Genomic DNA, 17884 nt, shown 5'->3' on the forward strand with positions numbered 1-17884 from the left:
TGCAACACACCTTATATAAGGAGTATACTCATAGTAACCGATAAGTAGCTGAAAGTAAAGAGCTTATTACTTTCCCTAAAAACGCAAGAAAAAAAGGATTTGTTTTTCTCGAATAAGATTGCCAATTTTGCAATCGTAGAAGTTATGCTTAATTAATAAATGTATTTATAGCCGTTATGAGTGAAATAGATCATGTCGGGCTGTGGAACCGCTGTCTTGAAATCATCAGAGACAATGTTCCGGAGCAGACATACAAAACATGGTTTCTTCCCATCATACCTTTAAAATATGAAGACAAAACGCTGGTCGTACAAGTGCCCAGCCAGTTCTTCTATGAGTTTTTGGAGGACAAATTTGTTGATTTGTTGCGCAAGACTCTCTATAAGGTCATTGGTGAGGGAACTAAATTGATGTATAACGTAATGGTGGACAAGAGCTCGCGGAAAACCGTCGACCTGGAGTCTACACAGCGTACCATCATACCGCAAAAACAAGTGATGGACAAAAGGATTCCGCAGATTCCCGTCCCCGAACTTGACCCGCACCTTAATCCAGAATACAACTTTGAAACCTTCATCGAAGGTTACAGCAACAAGCTGTCGCGCAGCGTTGCAGAAGCTGTCGCTCTCAATCCGGCTAAAACAATCTTCAATCCGCTGTTCCTATACGGAGCATCAGGTGTAGGCAAAACCCATCTTGCCAATGCTATCGGAACCAAAATCAAGGAACTATACCCGGAGAAAAGGGTATTGTATGTATCCGCACACCTATTCCAAGTGCAATACACCGATTCCGTACGTAACAATACGACTAACGACTTCATCAACTTCTACCAGACCATTGATATTCTAATCATTGATGATATTCAGGAATTTGCCGGCGTGACCAAAACGCAGAATACATTCTTCCATATCTTCAACCATCTGCATCAGAACGGCAAGCAGCTCATCCTCACTTCCGACCGTGCACCGGTATTGCTGCAGGGCATGGAAGAGCGTCTGATTACACGTTTTAAATGGGGAATGGTGGCTGAGCTGGAGAAACCTACCGTAGAACTCCGCAAGAACATTCTGCGCAACAAGATACACCGTGACGGCCTGCAGTTCCCCCAGGAAGTGATTGACTATATTGCAGAGAACGTGGGCGACAGTGTACGTGACCTGGAGGGCATCGTCATTTCCATTATGGCGCATTCCACCATATACAATAAAGAAATAGACCTGGAACTGACGCAACGTATCGTCCGCAAGGTAGTGAACAGCGAAAGCAAGGCAGTGACTGTCGATGAAATCATCAACACCGTATGCAAGCACTTCGGATTGGAAACTGCCACCATCCACACAAAATCCAGAAAGCGGGAAGTGGTGCAAGCACGACAAATAGCCATGTATTTAGCCAAAAACTATACAGACTTCTCTACAGCAAAAATCGGTGCGCTAATTGGACATAAAGACCATGCCACTGTATTGCATGCATGTAAAACCATCAAAGAGCTGAAAGAGGTAGACAAATCATTCCGTGCGGAAATTGACGAGATTCAAGCCGCACTGAAAAAAGGATAAGAATAAGGATAAGGGATTAAATGCAGCTAAGTATGCATTAGCTTAACCCCTTATCCCTAATCCTTAATTTTCAAAATCCCTGCTTTTTCATTATCTTCCAAAGATTCTCCGACATTGCCTCACTGTCTTTCTTCGTATAACGCACATCTGTAAAGACCTGCGCCAGCGTTTCCTTATTGTTCTCCAAGATGAACTGCTTGTTCTCAGGAAGCGATTCTTTATAGGCATACAACCGGTCAATGTCCTGAGGAGTATAATCATGATAAACCTCTTCGTGTACAATGGCCTCCAGCGGCAAACGGTCCACTTGTTCCGGCTGTTCGGCAGGCCATCCCACTGTGACTGTCGTGATGGGAAACACCAATTCCGGTAACTCCAACGCTTCGACAATCATCTGAGGGTTGTAAGTGGTAGTTCCCAGATAGCAAATGCCCAACCCCTTCTCCTCGGCAGCCACACAAAAAGTCTGTGCCACCAGCAAGGTATCGACAGCCCCCGTCACAAACCACTCAAAGTTGTTGTATCCCGGCTCAGCCTTACGTTGCTCACACCACTTGCTGAAGCGGCGCAAATCTATGCAGAAAGTAAGCACTACCGGCGCCGTCCGAACCATCGGCTGATTGAAATGTGCAGGCGCCAGTTTGGCTTTACGCTCTGCATCACGCGTCACAATCACACTATAAACCTGCATGTTCCCGACTGTAGAAGCCCGGAAAGAGGTTTCAAGCAAATCATTTAACAAATCAGCAGAAATATCCTTCTGCTGGTATTTTCGGATTGTTCTCCTTTGTTTCAAGCTTTCCATTCTTTCTTTTTTTGCAAAGATAATGTAATCCACGAACAATTCATTCAAGAGTTCACACTTTTTTTATCATCATATATCCGGAATAAAATACATCTTTTCAACAAGAAATGAACAATTATTATCTCTACGAGCAGATAAAAGTAACCTTATGTTCGACTAAACCGAGAACCTCTCAGCCCAACAAGTTGTTAATAAATTCCATTTTGGAAAACTTATTCGTTTACTCAAATCATTAAAACATTATAAACCAATAAATTAATAGCAATCAATAGAAAACTATACATCGGTTGATAAAAACATTCATTTTAATTTTGCCAAGTTGAAAAACATTCATAGCTTTGCAAATGCATTTGTTAACGATAAGTACAACTTCTACAACTTTACTTATTTGTAACTAATCCTAAGAGATACAACATTGTGGAAAAGAAAAATTATTCTTATGACGAAGCCTACGGAGAATCTTTAAAATACTTCCAAGGCGACGAGTTGGCTGCCAGAGTTTGGGTAAACAAATATGCAGTCAAAGATTCTTTCGGAAATATTTACGAAAAGTCTCCGGAAGACATGCATTGGCGAATAGCCAATGAGGTAGCCCGCATTGAGGCCAAGTACCCCAATCCATTAAGTTCAGAGGAACTTTTCGGCTTACTCGACCACTTCAAGTACATTGTTCCGCAAGGAAGCCCGATGACCGGAATCGGAAACAACTATCAGGTAGCCTCTCTGTCCAACTGCTTTGTTATCGGTGTGGACGGCGAAGCGGATTCTTATGGTGCCATCTTCAAGATAGACGAAGAACAAGTACAGCTGATGAAACGCCGTGGCGGCGTGGGACACGACTTATCCCATATCCGTCCGAAAGGTTCACCGGTAAAGAACTCGGCACTGACCTCCACCGGCTTGGTTCCCTTCATGGAACGCTATTCAAACTCTACGCGCGAAGTAGCTCAAGATGGACGCCGCGGCGCACTGATGCTCAGTGTATCCATCAAACACCCCGACTCGGAAGCCTTCATCGATGCCAAGATGACCGAAGGCAAAGTGACCGGAGCCAACGTCTCCGTAAAACTGACCGACGACTTCATGCAGGCCGCCATCGAAGGCAAACCATATACACAGCAATATCCGATTGACGCCACAGAGCCGGCATTCCAAAAAGACATTGACGCATCCGCATTATGGAAAAAGATTGTGCACAATGCATGGAAATCGGCAGAACCCGGTGTATTGTTCTGGGATACCATATTAAAGGAATCCGTGCCCGACTGCTATGCAGACCTGGGCTACCGTACCGTATCCACCAATCCATGCGGTGAAATTCCACTGTGCCCATACGACTCCTGCCGTCTGCTCGCCATCAACCTTTACTCATACGTAGTCAATCCGTTCAAGCCGGACGCCTATTTTGACTTTGAGCTATTCAAGAAGCATGTAGCTTTGGCCCAACGCATCATGGACGACATCATCGACCTTGAACTGGAGAAGATAGAGCGCATCATGAGCAAGATAGATGCCGACCCCGAAAGCGAAGACGTGAAACATACAGAACGCGTTTTGTGGCAGAAAATTTACAAGAAAAGCGCCCAAGGCCGCCGTACCGGTGTAGGTATCACGGCAGAAGGCGACATGCTTGCCGCCCTGGGATTGCGTTATGGTACTGAAGAGGCAACCGAGTTCTCGGAGAAAGTACACAAGACGGTGGCACTCAACGCCTATCGCTCCTCCGTAGAAATGGCCAAAGAGCGCGGCGCATTCGAGGTATACGATACAGAACGCGAAAAGAACAATCCGTTCATCAACCGTCTGCGCGAAGCCGACCCGGAAATGTACGAGGAGATGAAGAAGTACGGACGCCGCAACATTGCTTGTCTGACCATCGCCCCGACCGGCACCACCAGCCTGATGACTCAAACCACCTCCGGTATCGAGCCCGTATTCCTGCCCGTGTACAAGCGCCGCCGCAAAGTGAATCCCAACGATACGAACGTCCATGTGGACTTCATCGACGAAACCGGGGATGCCTTTGAAGAATATATCGTGTTCCACCCCAAGTTCGTGACTTGGATGGAAGCACAAGGATACAACCCCGCCAAACGCTACACGCAGGAAGAAGTGGATGCCCTGGTAGAGAAATCACCTTATTATAAAGCAACCTCCAACGACGTGGACTGGCTGATGAAAGTCAAGATGCAGGGACGTATCCAAAAATGGGTGGATCACTCTATCAGCGTAACCATCAACCTGCCGAATAACGTAGACGAAGACCTCGTGAACCGTCTGTATGTAGAAGCATGGAAATCCGGCTGCAAGGGCTGTACGGTTTACCGCGACGGTTCGCGTTCCGGTGTACTCATCTCTACCAAGAGCGACAAAAAGTCTGAGCTTCCCCCGTGCAAACCGCCTACGGTCGTTGAAACACGTCCCAGAATATTGGATGCAGACGTTGTCCGCTTCCAGAACAACAAGGAGAAATGGGTGGCATTCGTCGGCTTGCTGGACAATCATCCCTACGAGATATTCACCGGTGTGCTGGACGATGACGAAGGCATCATCCTGCCGAAGAATGTGGTGTCGGGCCACATCATCAAGAATGTGGATGAGCACGGAAACAAGCGTTACGACTTCCAGTTCGAGAACAAGCGCGGATACAAAGTTACCATCGAGGGTCTGTCCGAGAAGTTCAACAAAGAGTATTGGAACTATGCCAAGCTGATTTCCGGTGTATTGCGCTACCGCATGCCTATCGAGCAGGTCATCAAGCTGGTAGGTTCACTGCAACTGGACAGCGAAAACATCAACACCTGGAAGAACGGTGTGGAACGCGCCCTGAAGAAATACATCCAGGACGGCACGGAAGCCAAAGGCAAGAAATGCCCCAACTGCGGTAACGAAACACTGGTTTACCAAGAAGGTTGCCTCATCTGCAAGACGTGCGGAGCTTCCCGCTGTGGATAATCCCACGGCAAGCACAAACGTTTGCATAGGAATTTAAATGACTTAGATAACGGTAGCTGCATGATTATGAGGAATAATTTCTATACTTGCATAATCATTGCAGCTATTGCTATTTCTAAATCTAATATAATATGACACTAATATTCAATATCGAGTATCGCACCAGCTGGGGTGAAGAAGTCAGAGTCCTGGGTTCCATCCCGGAACTTGGCAACGACCAGCCCGACAAAGCCACCCCCCTGCACACTGTAGACGGCATTCACTGGACCGCGGAAGTGGATATCCAGATTCCCGGTAATGGAAGCGTCGAATACAGTTACCACATCTATCGAGATGGCAGAACCATACGGACAGAGTGGAACAGCCTGCCACGCATCCTGCACGTTGCAGACAATCCGAAGAAAGTTTACCGCATAGAAGATTGTTGGAAGAATCTGCCCGAGCAGCAGTATTTTTATACATCCGCTTTCACAGAATCCCTGCTGGCGCATCGCGAACGCAGTGCCGCCCCGAAAAGCTACAAAAAGGGGTTGCTGATAAAGGCGTACGCCCCCTGCATAGACAGTGACCATTGCCTGGCACTCTGCGGAAACCAGAAGGCGCTGGGTGACTGGAACCCGGACAAAGCTGCCCTTATGAGCGACATCGACTTCCCCGAATGGCAGGTAGAAGTGGATGCCGGTAAAATCAGCTTCCCGCTGGAGTATAAATTCGTCCTTTACAACAAGAAAGAGCGCCGTGCCGTGGCCTGGGAGAACAATCCCAACCGCTATATGGCCGACCCGCAGATAGCCGCCAACGAAACGCTGGCTGTCGGCGACCGTTATGTATACTTCAATCTTCCTGCATGGAAAGGTTCCGGAGTAGCCGTACCCGTATTCTCCCTACGCTCCGAGAAAAGCTTCGGTGTAGGCGATTTCGGCGACTTGAAGCGCATGATTGACTGGGCAGTTGCCACCAATCAGAAGGCGGTGCAGATTCTGCCCATCAACGACACTACCATGACGCATACCTGGACAGACTCCTACCCTTACAGTAGCATCTCCATCTATGCCTTCCATCCCATGTACGCCGACCTGAAGCAGTTGGGCAGCTTGAAGGACAAGAAGGTGATGGCCGAATTCAACAAACGCCAGAAAGAACTGAATGCCCTGCCCACCGTGGACTACGAAGCTGTGAACAAGACAAAGTGGGAATACTTCCACCTCATCTTCAAGCAGGAAGGGGAAAAGGTGCTGGCCTCGGATGCATTCCGTAATTTCTACGAGGCCAACAAGGAATGGTTGCAGCCATATGCCGTCTTCAGCTACCTGCGTGATGCCTACAAGACCCCGAATTTCCGCGAGTGGCCCAAGTATGCCACCTACGATGCCAAGGAGATAGAGACATTGTGCCGGCCGGACTCTGCCGACTATCCGCATATTGCCATCTACTACTACATCCAGTTCAATCTGCACCTGCAACTGCTTGCCGCCACCGAGCATGCGCGCGCCAACGGCGTAGTGCTGAAAGGCGACATCCCCATCGGCATCAGCCGCAACAGTGTGGAAGCCTGGAAGGAACCCCACTACTTCAACCTGAACGGCCAAGCCGGCGCACCGCCCGATGATTTCTCCGTGAACGGGCAGAACTGGGGCTTTCCCACCTACAACTGGGATGTCATGGAGAAAGACGGCTATGCCTGGTGGATGAAGCGTTTCCACAAAATGGCAGAATACTTCGATGCCTACCGCATAGACCATATCCTCGGCTTCTTCCGCATTTGGGAGATACCGATGCACGCCGTACACGGGCTGTTGGGACAATTCGTCCCCGCCCTGCCCATGACGCGCGAGGAGATAGAAAGCTACGGGCTGGCATTCCGCGAAGACTTCTTCCTGAAGCCCTATATCCATGAGTACTTCCTCGGACAAATCTTCGGCCCGCATACAGACTATGTGAAGCAGACCTTCATAGAGCCGACAGACACGTGGGAGGTTTACCGCATGCGTCCCGAGTTCGACACCCAGCACAAAGTGGAAGCCTACTTTGCCGGAAAGACGGACGATGACAGCATCTGGATTCGTGACGGGCTTTACGCCCTTATCAGCGATGTGCTGTTCGTGCCCGACCGCAACAATCCGCACGAATACCATCCGCGCATCGGCGTGCAGCACGACTACATCTACCGCGCACTGAACGATTGGGAAAAGGCTGCCTTCAACCGGCTGTATGACCAGTACTACTATCACCGCCACAATGACTTCTGGGGACAGCAAGCCATGAAGAAACTGCCGCAACTGACACAGTCCACGCGCATGCTGGTATGCGGTGAGGACTTAGGCATGATTCCCGATTGCGTGGCATGGGTGATGAACGACCTGCGTATCCTTTCCCTGGAGATACAACGTATGCCGAAAGACCCGAAACAAGAATTCGGCCACACTGACTGGTATCCGTACCGTTCGGTCTGCACCATCTCCACGCACGACATGTCTACCCTGCGCGGCTGGTGGGAAGAAGACTTCCAACAGACGCAGCGTTACTACAACACCATGCTCGGGCACTACGGTGCCGCACCGGCAACGGCCACGCCGGAGCTTTGCGAAGAAGTGGTTCGCAATCACCTCCATAGCAACTCCATCCTCTGCATCCTCTCCCTGCAAGACTGGATGTCCATGGACGGCAAATGGCGCAACCCGAACGTGCAGGAAGAACGCATCAATATTCCTGCCAACCCGCGGCACTACTGGCGCTGGCGCATGCACCTGACACTGGAACAACTGATGAAGGCAGAAAGCCTGAACGAGAAAATAAGGAGCATGATAGAAAGCACCGGAAGATAAGAAAGGATTCTTAACAAAGGGTTATTTTAGGCACGGATTACATGGACAATCACGGATAATATTGAAAGCAACCGTGATAACCCGTATAATTCCGTGCCTAAAATAATTCGATAAGTTCATTCCGACCCTCACATAATTGTATTCTATAAAAAACAATTTCGCGCTATTTTTATATTTTAGATTTTTCTCGGTTTGACTTAACCGATTGAAGAATAAACTCTTAGCGAATTATTTGAGAAGTAGCGGTAACGAGTTAGCAACCGTGCAATTTTCAGCGTTTTACATTGCTATGCTGTCAAATAACTCTTTCATTTGCAAATATAATATCTTTTTCCGAAAGTACGAACTGTGACGGCAATTTTATAAAATTGATTGAAAAAAACAGAAAATGTAAGAAGCCCCCAGCGAGTTATCCCACCGGAGGCATAGCTTATTTATTACAATCACATTTTTGAAAAGTCCTTTCTTCTTTTACAACCTCTTGCTTTATAAGTTTATCATCAATAAAAGTAAAAGCTGTTGTTATAATATACCATGTACCTTTGTTTAATTCTTCTTTATAGAAGAGTTTTTCTTTCTCTTGATTGTCTTGTGTATAGGATATTTCCTTATTAAAAGGCTTTCCATATCTTTTTATGAAAAGATTTTTATCTATGCCCAAATTTATATTTTCAGAGCTGAATTTACTTATTCGACTGGATGTATAACATGATGTCAAGACGATTGTTAGCAATGTAGTCTGAATGATGTTTTTTAGTTTCATATTACTATTTATTGTTCTTTTTAGGTAGCGTTTGTGTACCAAGATAATTGTATGTCACTTCTTGTATGTTATAAGGGAAGACATTATAATAACCGTCCGTTTGTATAATTTCCATGTTCAAAGCTTTTTGACCGTATGCTTTACGGAGTGTTGACCACTCGAAATCGAATGATGTTCCGGGACACATCACCATGGTACGTTTATCAGGAAGTGATACTGGCTGTTGGAGGATGCGCACATATACGTATAGGGTAGCTGTTGGTGGCAAGGTCGCCGAGGTCATTTTACGCATAGTATAAATGCCTTGGGCAATGTTTTTTTTGCAAGGTAGGGTGGCAAATGACGGAGCGTTAGTGAAATGAAAGGCACAACTTCCCCATAAGCAATAACCTTGTTGGGATAATTCTCTGTTCTGCTTGGTTTCCACATTGACACACGTTAAGCCCGAAAGCGGGAAACGCTGTTGATTGATGTCGTACATTTGGAGTTCCGACAAACATTTGATACGGAAAACCTTATTGAAATCTGCATTTGCCACAGCTTGTTCCAGTTCTTTCCGATATGTTGTACGAAGTTCTTCCAATGCAAACGGGTCATTGGCTGCTTCTGCATACTGTTGGGGAGCAGAGAGAGAGGCATAGGTCTCGACTGATGCTGTGTCGATAGGTTTGCCGTAAAGTTTATGTGTGTAGGCGAACAAGATAGCCGGGGTAAGGTCGACAGCTCCATCCATATGGGAAACATGATGTCCGGACATGATGTTTCCTTTGGTTAAAGCCATGTTTAGATATACGCCAATCTTGAAATCGCCCTGTTCGGCAAAGACTATTTGGGGCGTTTCCGGCTGTTGGTAAATGCCGAACTGTTGATAGAGTTTGGGCTGGTAAGCAGGTATGTCGGTAATGACGGCAGTCCGTCCGGTTGAGTTTTTCGGATTCAACTTGTCGAATTTATTATCGGCGTTTATCTGCTTTATAAATAGATAGCCCGAAGGCAATGGTTCGCCAATACGGAGCGTGTCGCCTACTTTATAAGTACGACCGTCACAAGCATCAATGCTCTGCTGGGCTTGAAGGGGTTGGCATAACAAACAGACACCGCTTAACAACAAAACGGTCAGATTTATTCTTTTCATACGTTTTTTTGTGCTTAATTCTATAGTTCTCATTTTAATAGATTCTTATAATAGTTGCAATGATATAGTCAAACTGCGTTATTTTGAGAATTTTACACAAAAAAAAGAATTGATTATCAGCAAATTACGATTTAAATCCCTCTCAAACCAATTCTGTTTGACTATAATTAGGATGATTGATGCTCGCTGAAGATTTTATGTTATTTAATAGAAATGGCATAAGAAACCACAACTGTTTTCACTCCGGCTTGCGGATATTTATTTTTGTAGTATTCAGAAAGGTCTTTATAAAGATAAGCTACATCGGGGGTTAAATCTACGTTTCTTGATTTAGCAGAACGACCCATAAACACATCAAATGAAAGATAATTCGTTTCATTTCCATGTTCATCTAAAAAAGTCCATTTCCCATAACCAAACACATTTCCTTCTGGAGGAAGTAATTTGTAAGATTCTGGCATTTCTTCCGGGGCTTTGTTTTCGTTTTTTATAATACACGGTCCCAATGTATTATTATCGTCTTTTATTGCAATACATCTTAGGAATTTGTCTTCGCTCCGCCAAAGCATATAATGAAAATCCAAAGGAATAAAAGATTTTTTTTTCAATTCTTCTTCAATAAGTTTTTGATTATTATCTGCATCTACTACATATCTGTATTTAGGAAGCTGTACATTCTCATAGTATGATTTAGGGATAAAATGTAAAGGCAAATTTTCTGAATCTTTCCTATCTTTAGATATTATTTCAAGTAGTTCATATTCCGTCCATGCGGGATTTCCCATGCTATAATCCAAATAATTTGTTTCACTGATTTTTACCTTATATTCATATCCTTTCTCAAACTCAAATTCATCAATGACTCCAAGGCTCTCCCATTCTTGGGCATTTTCTTTCTTTACGGCATATACATCAGACAAATAATTAAATCCGTCTGACCAACAAACACCGGGTATCTTCTTTGATGCAATGGTTAAAGAATATTCCTTGTAGTCTGTCACTTTCTCACCCTCTTCATCTTTGTTATCACAACCTATAAAGCCGAATATACAGAGAAATAATATCAGTATTTCTAATTTTTGAGTTTTCATATCTATCAAATTTTACGATTCTGTATTTACTTTTATTTGCTCTATCCTTATTTTGTGTGCAAATATATAAAAAGTGCCATTCATAAGGCATTATGAACAGCACTTTTTTATTGTTTTCCAGCAAGATAAAACGGTTATATCTTCATTCCCCTACCTTTTTTTTGCGGTTGTATAGGTCGGCGTATGTTCTGCCTTAACTTCTCGAACTGTTCCTTGAACCACTCGGCAATGGGCTTTCGGTCAATGGCAAGAACCAGTCTCGTCCCGTCCGTGGGGTCTTTCACGACTTGAAACCCTGCCTTTTCGGTCGTGAATTTCCGTCCGTGTTCCTCCGAGTAAAGTTCCCCTGCATACTCCAACGGCTTTCCCTTGACGAGCGTTGCGGTTTGCCTTTCATCGAATCCCACAAGGCGGCATAGGTTTTCGATACGGAGCATTTCACGGAAATAGGGAAACCATGCCGCCGCCCTTGCGATTACCGTTTTCAAGAAAGATATTTCCTCCTTGTGCTTCGTTTCCTTGTCCGCTATCTCCCTGCGGTACTTCCGTTCTACTTCTGCCATCTGTCGGCTGTGGTCTGCCTGCATGTTCTGTATTCTGTCTTGCAGGGCTTCGATGGTTTCCTCGTGGTCGGCTACCTCCCTATGCAGGGCGATGTTCTCTTTTTCCAATGTCTTGACCTTGTTGCTGCCGAAAAGAGAACCGACACTCTCGGCGATGTTGGCGGCTGCGGTGGTTGCTGCCCCTTTCAGCTTCTCGGTCTGTATTTCTTTTTTCGCCCGTCTTAGTTCTTCCCGTGCCGTTTCTTTCTGCTGTTGCAAATCCACCACTTCCGCTTTGAGGTTGTCGGCGAGTTTCTGTATATCCCGATAATACTGCTGCGTGGACTTGTGGCGAGCCTTCGAGCCGTCTATGCCCCTTTGCAACCCGTATTTCGCCATCGCCACGGCATAGGTATCTTGGTAGGACTTCAATTTCAGCCGTGTCATAATATCGTCTGCGCACAGCCTCACGGTGTCGGTCGGTTTCTTGCGGTATCGCTTTTTCGTCTGTTCCTCCCTTTTCCTGCGCTTTCGCTCTCCCTTGACGATGGGGGCGAGCGTAACGTGTATATGCGGTGTTTCCTCGTCCCTGTGCAGGTGAGCCGCCACGATGTTCTCCTTTCCGAACGTGTCGGCGAAGTATTTCAGATTGTCGGCGCACCACTCGTCCAAACGCCCCTCTTCTTCTATCCGCTTCATGTCCTCGTGCGTTCCCGATACGTTGATGCGGATAGCCCGTACTTGGTTGCTTCCGATTTTGCGTGTCAGCCCCGCTTCTTCTAATCTCTGCTGTATAGCCGCCGAACGGTCTTTCACCCCGTCGGGGTATTCGATGAGTCTGCGGTTTAGGTGTGTGCGTGTGGGGTCGGCGTTCTTCGGTATGATGAAACGCTCGATATGTGCGGTCGTTCCGCTGTCGCTGCCGTGCGCCTTTTCCATGTGTAAAACTACGAAACCCATATATTCTTCCTTTCTTTTTTGGCTTGTGAAACAATGATTTTTTGTATCTTCGGGGGCGGCAAATGCCGTCCCCGATGGGGTGTGCAGAGGGGCTTGCCCCTTGCCTTATTGGGGAATTTTCAGCGATACGTAGTATTGCGGCTCGGAAAATTCCCTAATAAGCTACGGTATTTTCTCCGTAAATACCCTGCGGCGTGCCGTCCGTCTGCCTTTCTGCGGTGGCTGTTCCTACCACCTGCTTACCCATATAACCCCACCTAATTTTTTCCCTTTCGGTCGGTGGATGTGGGCGGTCGTTTCCGTTTTCAAAGGCTCTTTTGCATGGGGCGGTCGGATACAAGGTTTTCCCGATAAATACGCTCGCAGCGAAGCGAGAGGAAGATTTATCGGGAAACGGCGCAGCCGCCCGACCTTTTAGCCGACATAAAGCCCCGTGCTTGCTTTGCCTTTGTAAACGGAAATGATTGCTCCGCTTTCCTCTGAAAAGAGGAATAGAACCTGCAATATATATCACCATAGTGATAGATTTGCATGTTGGTATGTTGATATATCATCATGCTTTCCAACGGCTGTTGGGCTTGCCGTCCGAAACAACCGACACGAATACCGTCGTTTTCTCTTTTCGCCCGTGTATAATCCTTTCCAATAATGCCCTGCGGACTTTCGCCGCCCCGAACGATTCGATACGGAAAGCAAGGGCGACTATCGTTTCGAGGTTGTAAACCTCCGCGCTGTATCTGTCCGATATGCGGATAATGCGCTTTATATCATATATATTCAAAACTTCGCTTTTGCAGAGTGCCTTTATCCCTGCCCGAACCGTCGGGGCGATAACCCCGAACAGTTCGCAGATTTCCCACTCGGTCATGGCGGTTGCACCTATATCGCTCGGCAGGAAGATATTGCCCTGCCCGTCCATCGTGATAATATTCCTTTCTTCTTTCATCGGTATTCTGTTTTTAATTAGATGGCTCGGCAGATATTCTTCTCCATATCCTCCAACTTGTGCGACAGGGTTTCCATGTCTTGGCTTATCTTCTGGGCGGTGATTTTGGCGTAAATTTGGGTGGTTTTTATGTCCGTGTGTCCCAAAAGGCGGCTCACCGTTTCGATGGGTACGCCGTGCGACAAAAGTACGGTCGTGGCGTTCGTGTGGCGTGCAACGTGATAGGTCAAACGCACCTTGAAGCCGCATTGTCTGCCTATATCTTTGAGTATTTTGTTACAACTGCCGTTACTCGGAACGGGGAAAACATGACCGTCCCGAGCCAGCCCCTTGTATTTCTCTATGATACGTTTGGGAACGTCCAAAAGACGGATGTTCGATTCGGTGTTGGTCTTCTTTCTTCGGGTGATTATCCAAAGATTGCCGTCGAAGAATGTTTGCAGGCGGTCGGTGGTGAGGTTCTTCACGTCTGAATACGCCAAACCCGTGAACAAAGAAAGAAGCATCAAAGCAAAGGAGATAGGAATAAAGAGAATTAAACGCAACTTGTTGTAAAGCAACGGTTTTGCAGTTGTTTGCCATTACAGCCAAACAGCAGGGAAAGGCAGGATAATGCAAGGTTTCCGCTACCAAGTCATTACCTGTCCCGCTACCTGCCTGAAGCCTGAAAAACAGCGTTCCTAATGCTTGTAAACAAGCATTATACGTGCGGCAAGGGCTTCAAATCCGCAGATTTAGCAGCGTCCGTTCCGTTTGCGCCGTTCTGCCCCGTTTCCAATTCTGTCGGTCGGCAATGTATCACTAATATTGCAACCAAAAAAGTTATGGCAATGAAGACAGAAATGAAAGTGCTGCTCTACATCAAGCGCAGCGGACAGGACAAGGACGGACAGTCGCCCCTCATGGGCAGAATAGCCGTTAGGGGAAAGAACAACTCCATCGCGCAGTTCTCCTGCAAGTTCAAGGTGGACGTGAAGCTGTGGAACGCCACCGCACAACGGTGTACGGGCAAGAGCAGGATGGCGGTCATGGCAAACCGAGAAATTGAACGCACGTTGCTTCTACTCCGCCAACGGTTCAACGAACTGAAAGACATCAAGGAAGTCGTTTCGGCAGAGGAAGTGAAGAACGCCTACCAAGGGCTGGCGGAATCTCAGGACACCATCATGAAGCTGTTTGAGGAACACAACAGCGACTACGCCTTGCGCGTGGGCGTGAACCGCGCCGTGAACACCTATTACCAGTACACGAACACTTACCGCCACCTCGCCACCTTCCTGAAAGACAAGTACCGCCTTTCAGACATGCCTGTCAAGCAGTTGGACGAGAATTTCATCGAGGATTTCGACATGTACATGCGCACCGTCAAGCGGTTTATGCCCAAGACCATACTCGGACATGTAAACCGCCTGAAAAGCGTGATGATGCTTGCCGTGTTCCGTGGCATTATCCCGTTCAGCCCGTTCAAAGGTTACAGACCGCAAAAGCCGGAGTTCAAGCAGATGTACCTTACGGAAGAGGAACTGGGCAAGTTCGCCAACATGACCTACGACACGCCCAACCGCAATTTCACGAGGGACATGTTCCTGTTCTCGTGTTGGACGGGCATCTGTTACTGCGACATGAGGGCATTGACGGAGAAGAACCTTGTAAAAGCCGAGGACGGAAGCCTGTGGATTCATACCGAACGGCAGAAGACCGGAACGCCCGAATGTGTAAGGCTGATGGAAATACCGCTCGCCATCTTGGAGAAATACAGGGGCATGGATGCCGACGGTAAGCTGCTACCCATGCTTACGAAAGAAAGCATGAACCGCCACCTCAAAAAGATGTCGGTGATGTGCGGCATCAACCGTCCGATTTCATTCCATCAGGCACGTCATACATTCGGCAGCATAATTTGTTTATCGCAAGGAATACCCATCGAAACGGTAAGCAAAATCATGGGGCACAAGCATATAAATACCACACAGCGGTATGCGAAAGTTACGCAGGCCAAGATTGACCGTGATGTGGACAGGCTGAATGAAGCCATCGGCGGCAAGTTTTCCTTGTTCGGGATTGATGCATCCCCTTCCACGATACGCAAGGACAACACCCGGCGCAGGGTCAATCCGAGTTGGAAACAAAGGGCTATTGTCAAACAAATGATGGAGGGATAAGTCATGCGCAGCACGTTCAAGCTATTATTTTACATTAACCGCCAAAAGTTGAAGAAGAACGGAAAATGCCCCATTATGGGACGCATTACCCTTGACGGCAAGGTCAGCCAGTATTCCACGGGACTGGAAATCGAACCGGAATTTTGGGATGCGGAAATGGGCAGGGCTTCCACTGACGGGCGCAAGGAAAGCTTTGACAGCGAGAAGAAAAAGGAACTGGTCAGGCTGAACGAAGTTTTGTCCGCACTGGAAACCAAAGCCCGTGCCGCCTACAAGGAGAACGTGGACAGTTACGGCTTCGTGTCGGCAGAAATCATCAAAAATGCCGTGACGGGCAAGTCGCAGGTGAAGGAAACCCTGCTTGCGCTGATGGATGAGCATAATGAGGAGTATGCCAAGCGTGTGGGCATTGACAGGACAAGGCACAGCTATGTCCGCTATCTGACCACACGCAAGCACATCCACAATTTCATGAAGTACAAGTACAACATGGAGGACATGTCGTTGCGCTCGCTGACCATGCGCTTCATGACCGACTTCACGTTTTATCTGTCCACCGTGCTGAGATTGAAGGTATCGGCATACAACGACTATCTCATCCTGCTGCACAAGATGACGCGGCTCGCCTTGAAGAAGCATATCCTCAAACGCGACCCTTTCGCGGGACACAAGATAGAGAAGGTTCCGGTGAACCACCGCTACCTGACGGGTGAGCAGTTTGAGAAGCTGTTGAAAGCCAAGCTGCCCACATACCGACTTTGTCATACGAGGGACTTGTTCGTCTTTTCGACTTTCACGGGCATCGGGAGGGCGGATTTAGCGAATTTGACGGAGGACAACATCATCACGAAGGAGGACGGTAGCAAGTGGATTCACATCGCACGTCAGAAGACCAAGGCGGAGTGCCATATCAAATTGTTGGACATACCCTTGCGCATCATTGAGAAGTATCGCGGGGAAGGCAAGGACGGCAAACTGTTTTATGTGCCAATCACCGGAAACCTCAACCGCAGCCTGAAAATGATTGCCGAACAATGTGGTTTGGACTGCCACCTTACCTACTATCAAAGCCGTCACTCCTTCGCAACCCTGATTTGCCTGAACAACGGCGTGCCGATAGAAAGCATCAGCAAGATGATGGGACATTCCTCCATCCGTACCACGCAAATCTATGCGGAAATCACCAACCAGAAGGTGAGCCGTGACTTGGCCGTGCTGTCCGAAACCACCAAAGGCAAGTTCTCCCTACCTGACGACAGGATGCCCTTGCGTGTGTTCAAGTGCGGCAATTACAGCGGTTGGAAAAAGGAATGTAAACGGAATTCTGATAATGAAAAATGATGCGGACATGGAAAGAGGAATAATCACAATCAATGAAAACGGGGCGGTCACGATGCCGACCGCTCCCGTATGGATGACGCAGCAGGAGATGTCCGATGCGTTCAATGTGTTCGGTTGCTATATTCGTAAGGCTATTGCTGCCATTTACAAGAACAATGAATTGTCGGAAGAGGAAACGGTGCGGCACGTCAGGCAGGACGGCAGGATTTGCTATGACGTGTACAGCCTTGAAATGGTGGTTGCCGTGGCTTTCAGGTTACGAAGCAGGGAAAGCATGGCTTTCCGAAAGTTCATCATGGAAAGGTTGTACACCGTAAGCCATGAAAAGCCTGTAAATTTGTTCTTTTCGCTGTCCGTAACCAGTCCACGGTGTACGTGTTAGCAGTAAAGGATATAACATTATACAAAGAAAGCCGATGGTGACAAGTGAATTGTCCGCCCATCGGCTTTCTTTGTTTTTGCACATTCAGATTTACGTTCCCAAGCGGTATGCGTTCCGATACCCGCTCATCACCATCTTTTCGATGTCCGATTCCTTATACAGGATTTTCCCGCCCAATTGGTAATAGGCAATCATCCCGTTGTTGCGGTAGTCCTGCAAGGTGCGGCGGCTCACCTTGAGCCATGCCGACACTTCCTTGTCCGTCAGGAACTGTTCGTTACTTGGCGAAGCCTTATGGCTTGCGTCCATTCTTTCGATGCCTTCGAGCAGAGCATCCAGTTGTCCGATGAAGCCGACCTCCAGTTCACGGTCGGCAAGAATCAAGTCGTTCATAATTTACAGTGGATTTAGTGGT

At 47.3% G+C, this 17884-nt stretch carries 13 protein-coding genes and 1 pseudogene; 6 read left to right on the forward strand and 8 right to left on the reverse strand.

Annotated elements, in window-relative coordinates; translation table 11 throughout:
• Positions 1 to 176: 176 nt before the first annotated feature.
• On the forward strand, positions 177 to 1562 hold the full coding sequence (gene dnaA, locus ITJ87_RS00005; protein ID WP_061411268.1) for a chromosomal replication initiator protein DnaA: 1386 nt from the start codon (positions 177 to 179) through the stop codon (positions 1560 to 1562).
• Positions 1563 to 1632: 70 nt separating this feature from the next.
• Here dnaA and ITJ87_RS00010 read toward each other — a convergent pair whose 3' ends face one another.
• Positions 1633 to 2367, reverse strand: a complete 735-nt coding sequence (locus tag ITJ87_RS00010) for an NADPH-dependent oxidoreductase (protein ID WP_044468986.1) — start codon at positions 2365 to 2367, stop codon at positions 1633 to 1635.
• Between the two features lie 417 nt (positions 2368 to 2784).
• Here ITJ87_RS00010 and ITJ87_RS00015 point away from each other — a divergent pair, with 417 nt between their 5' ends.
• Both ITJ87_RS00015 and ITJ87_RS00020 read left to right on the forward strand, forming a co-directional pair.
• Entirely contained in the window at positions 2785 to 5322 is a 2538-nt protein-coding gene (locus ITJ87_RS00015; protein WP_117964092.1) for an adenosylcobalamin-dependent ribonucleoside-diphosphate reductase, read from the forward strand.
• A 131-nt stretch (positions 5323 to 5453) separates the two neighbouring features.
• Positions 5454 to 8147: a 4-alpha-glucanotransferase gene (locus tag ITJ87_RS00020; protein WP_117964091.1), complete on the forward strand. Its 2694-nt coding sequence runs from the start codon at positions 5454 to 5456 to the stop codon at positions 8145 to 8147.
• Between the two features lie 430 nt (positions 8148 to 8577).
• On the opposite strand, the gene ITJ87_RS00025 is transcribed toward ITJ87_RS00020, so the two are convergent.
• From ITJ87_RS00025 to ITJ87_RS00050, 6 genes and pseudogenes are all read right to left on the reverse strand, one after another.
• Entirely contained in the window at positions 8578 to 8910 is a 333-nt protein-coding gene (locus tag ITJ87_RS00025) for a hypothetical protein (RefSeq protein ID WP_008141174.1), read from the reverse strand.
• Positions 8911 to 8914: 4 nt separating this feature from the next.
• Positions 8915 to 10045 carry a DUF4852 domain-containing protein gene (locus ITJ87_RS00030; RefSeq protein ID WP_054861810.1) on the reverse strand — a complete coding sequence of 377 codons (1131 nt, stop codon included), beginning with the start codon at positions 10043 to 10045 and terminating at the stop codon, positions 8915 to 8917.
• Between the two features lie 200 nt (positions 10046 to 10245).
• On the reverse strand, positions 10246 to 11136 hold the full coding sequence (locus ITJ87_RS00035; RefSeq protein ID WP_008141172.1) for a DUF4377 domain-containing protein: 891 nt from the start codon (positions 11134 to 11136) through the stop codon (positions 10246 to 10248).
• Positions 11137 to 11270: 134 nt separating this feature from the next.
• A complete protein-coding gene (mobV, locus tag ITJ87_RS00040; protein ID WP_117875855.1) occupies positions 11271 to 12638 on the reverse strand; it encodes a MobV family relaxase in 1368 nt (455 codons plus the stop codon).
• A 553-nt stretch (positions 12639 to 13191) separates the two neighbouring features.
• Entirely contained in the window at positions 13192 to 13584 is a 393-nt protein-coding gene (locus tag ITJ87_RS00045; RefSeq protein ID WP_054856488.1) for a hypothetical protein, read from the reverse strand.
• Positions 13585 to 13601: 17 nt separating this feature from the next.
• Positions 13602 to 14093, reverse strand: a pseudogene (locus ITJ87_RS00050) (site-specific integrase); the annotation flags it as partial.
• 321 nt (positions 14094 to 14414) lie between these two features.
• On the opposite strand from ITJ87_RS00050, the gene ITJ87_RS00055 reads away from it, so the two are divergent.
• The 3 genes from ITJ87_RS00055 to ITJ87_RS00065 are packed head-to-tail and all read left to right on the forward strand — an operon-like array spanning position 14415 to position 17469.
• Positions 14415 to 15746 (forward strand): site-specific integrase, encoded by a 1332-nt coding sequence (locus ITJ87_RS00055; protein ID WP_195690937.1) that lies wholly within the window; start codon positions 14415 to 14417, stop codon positions 15744 to 15746.
• Positions 15747 to 15749: 3 nt separating this feature from the next.
• Positions 15750 to 17087 carry a site-specific integrase gene (locus ITJ87_RS00060; RefSeq protein ID WP_196096301.1) on the forward strand — a complete coding sequence of 446 codons (1338 nt, stop codon included), beginning with the start codon at positions 15750 to 15752 and terminating at the stop codon, positions 17085 to 17087.
• A gap of 7 nt (positions 17088 to 17094) precedes the next feature.
• Complete coding sequence (locus ITJ87_RS00065; RefSeq protein WP_195690908.1) at positions 17095 to 17469, forward strand: transporter; 375 nt, start codon at positions 17095 to 17097, stop codon at positions 17467 to 17469.
• A 90-nt stretch (positions 17470 to 17559) separates the two neighbouring features.
• Here ITJ87_RS00065 and ITJ87_RS00070 read toward each other — a convergent pair whose 3' ends face one another.
• Positions 17560 to 17862, reverse strand: a complete 303-nt coding sequence (locus tag ITJ87_RS00070; protein WP_195690907.1) for a helix-turn-helix domain-containing protein — start codon at positions 17860 to 17862, stop codon at positions 17560 to 17562.
• Positions 17863 to 17884 lie beyond the last annotated feature (22 nt).

It is taken from the genome of Bacteroides sp. HF-162 (genome assembly GCF_015679285.1).
Classification (GTDB): Bacteria; Bacteroidota; Bacteroidia; order Bacteroidales; family Bacteroidaceae; genus Bacteroides; species Bacteroides uniformis.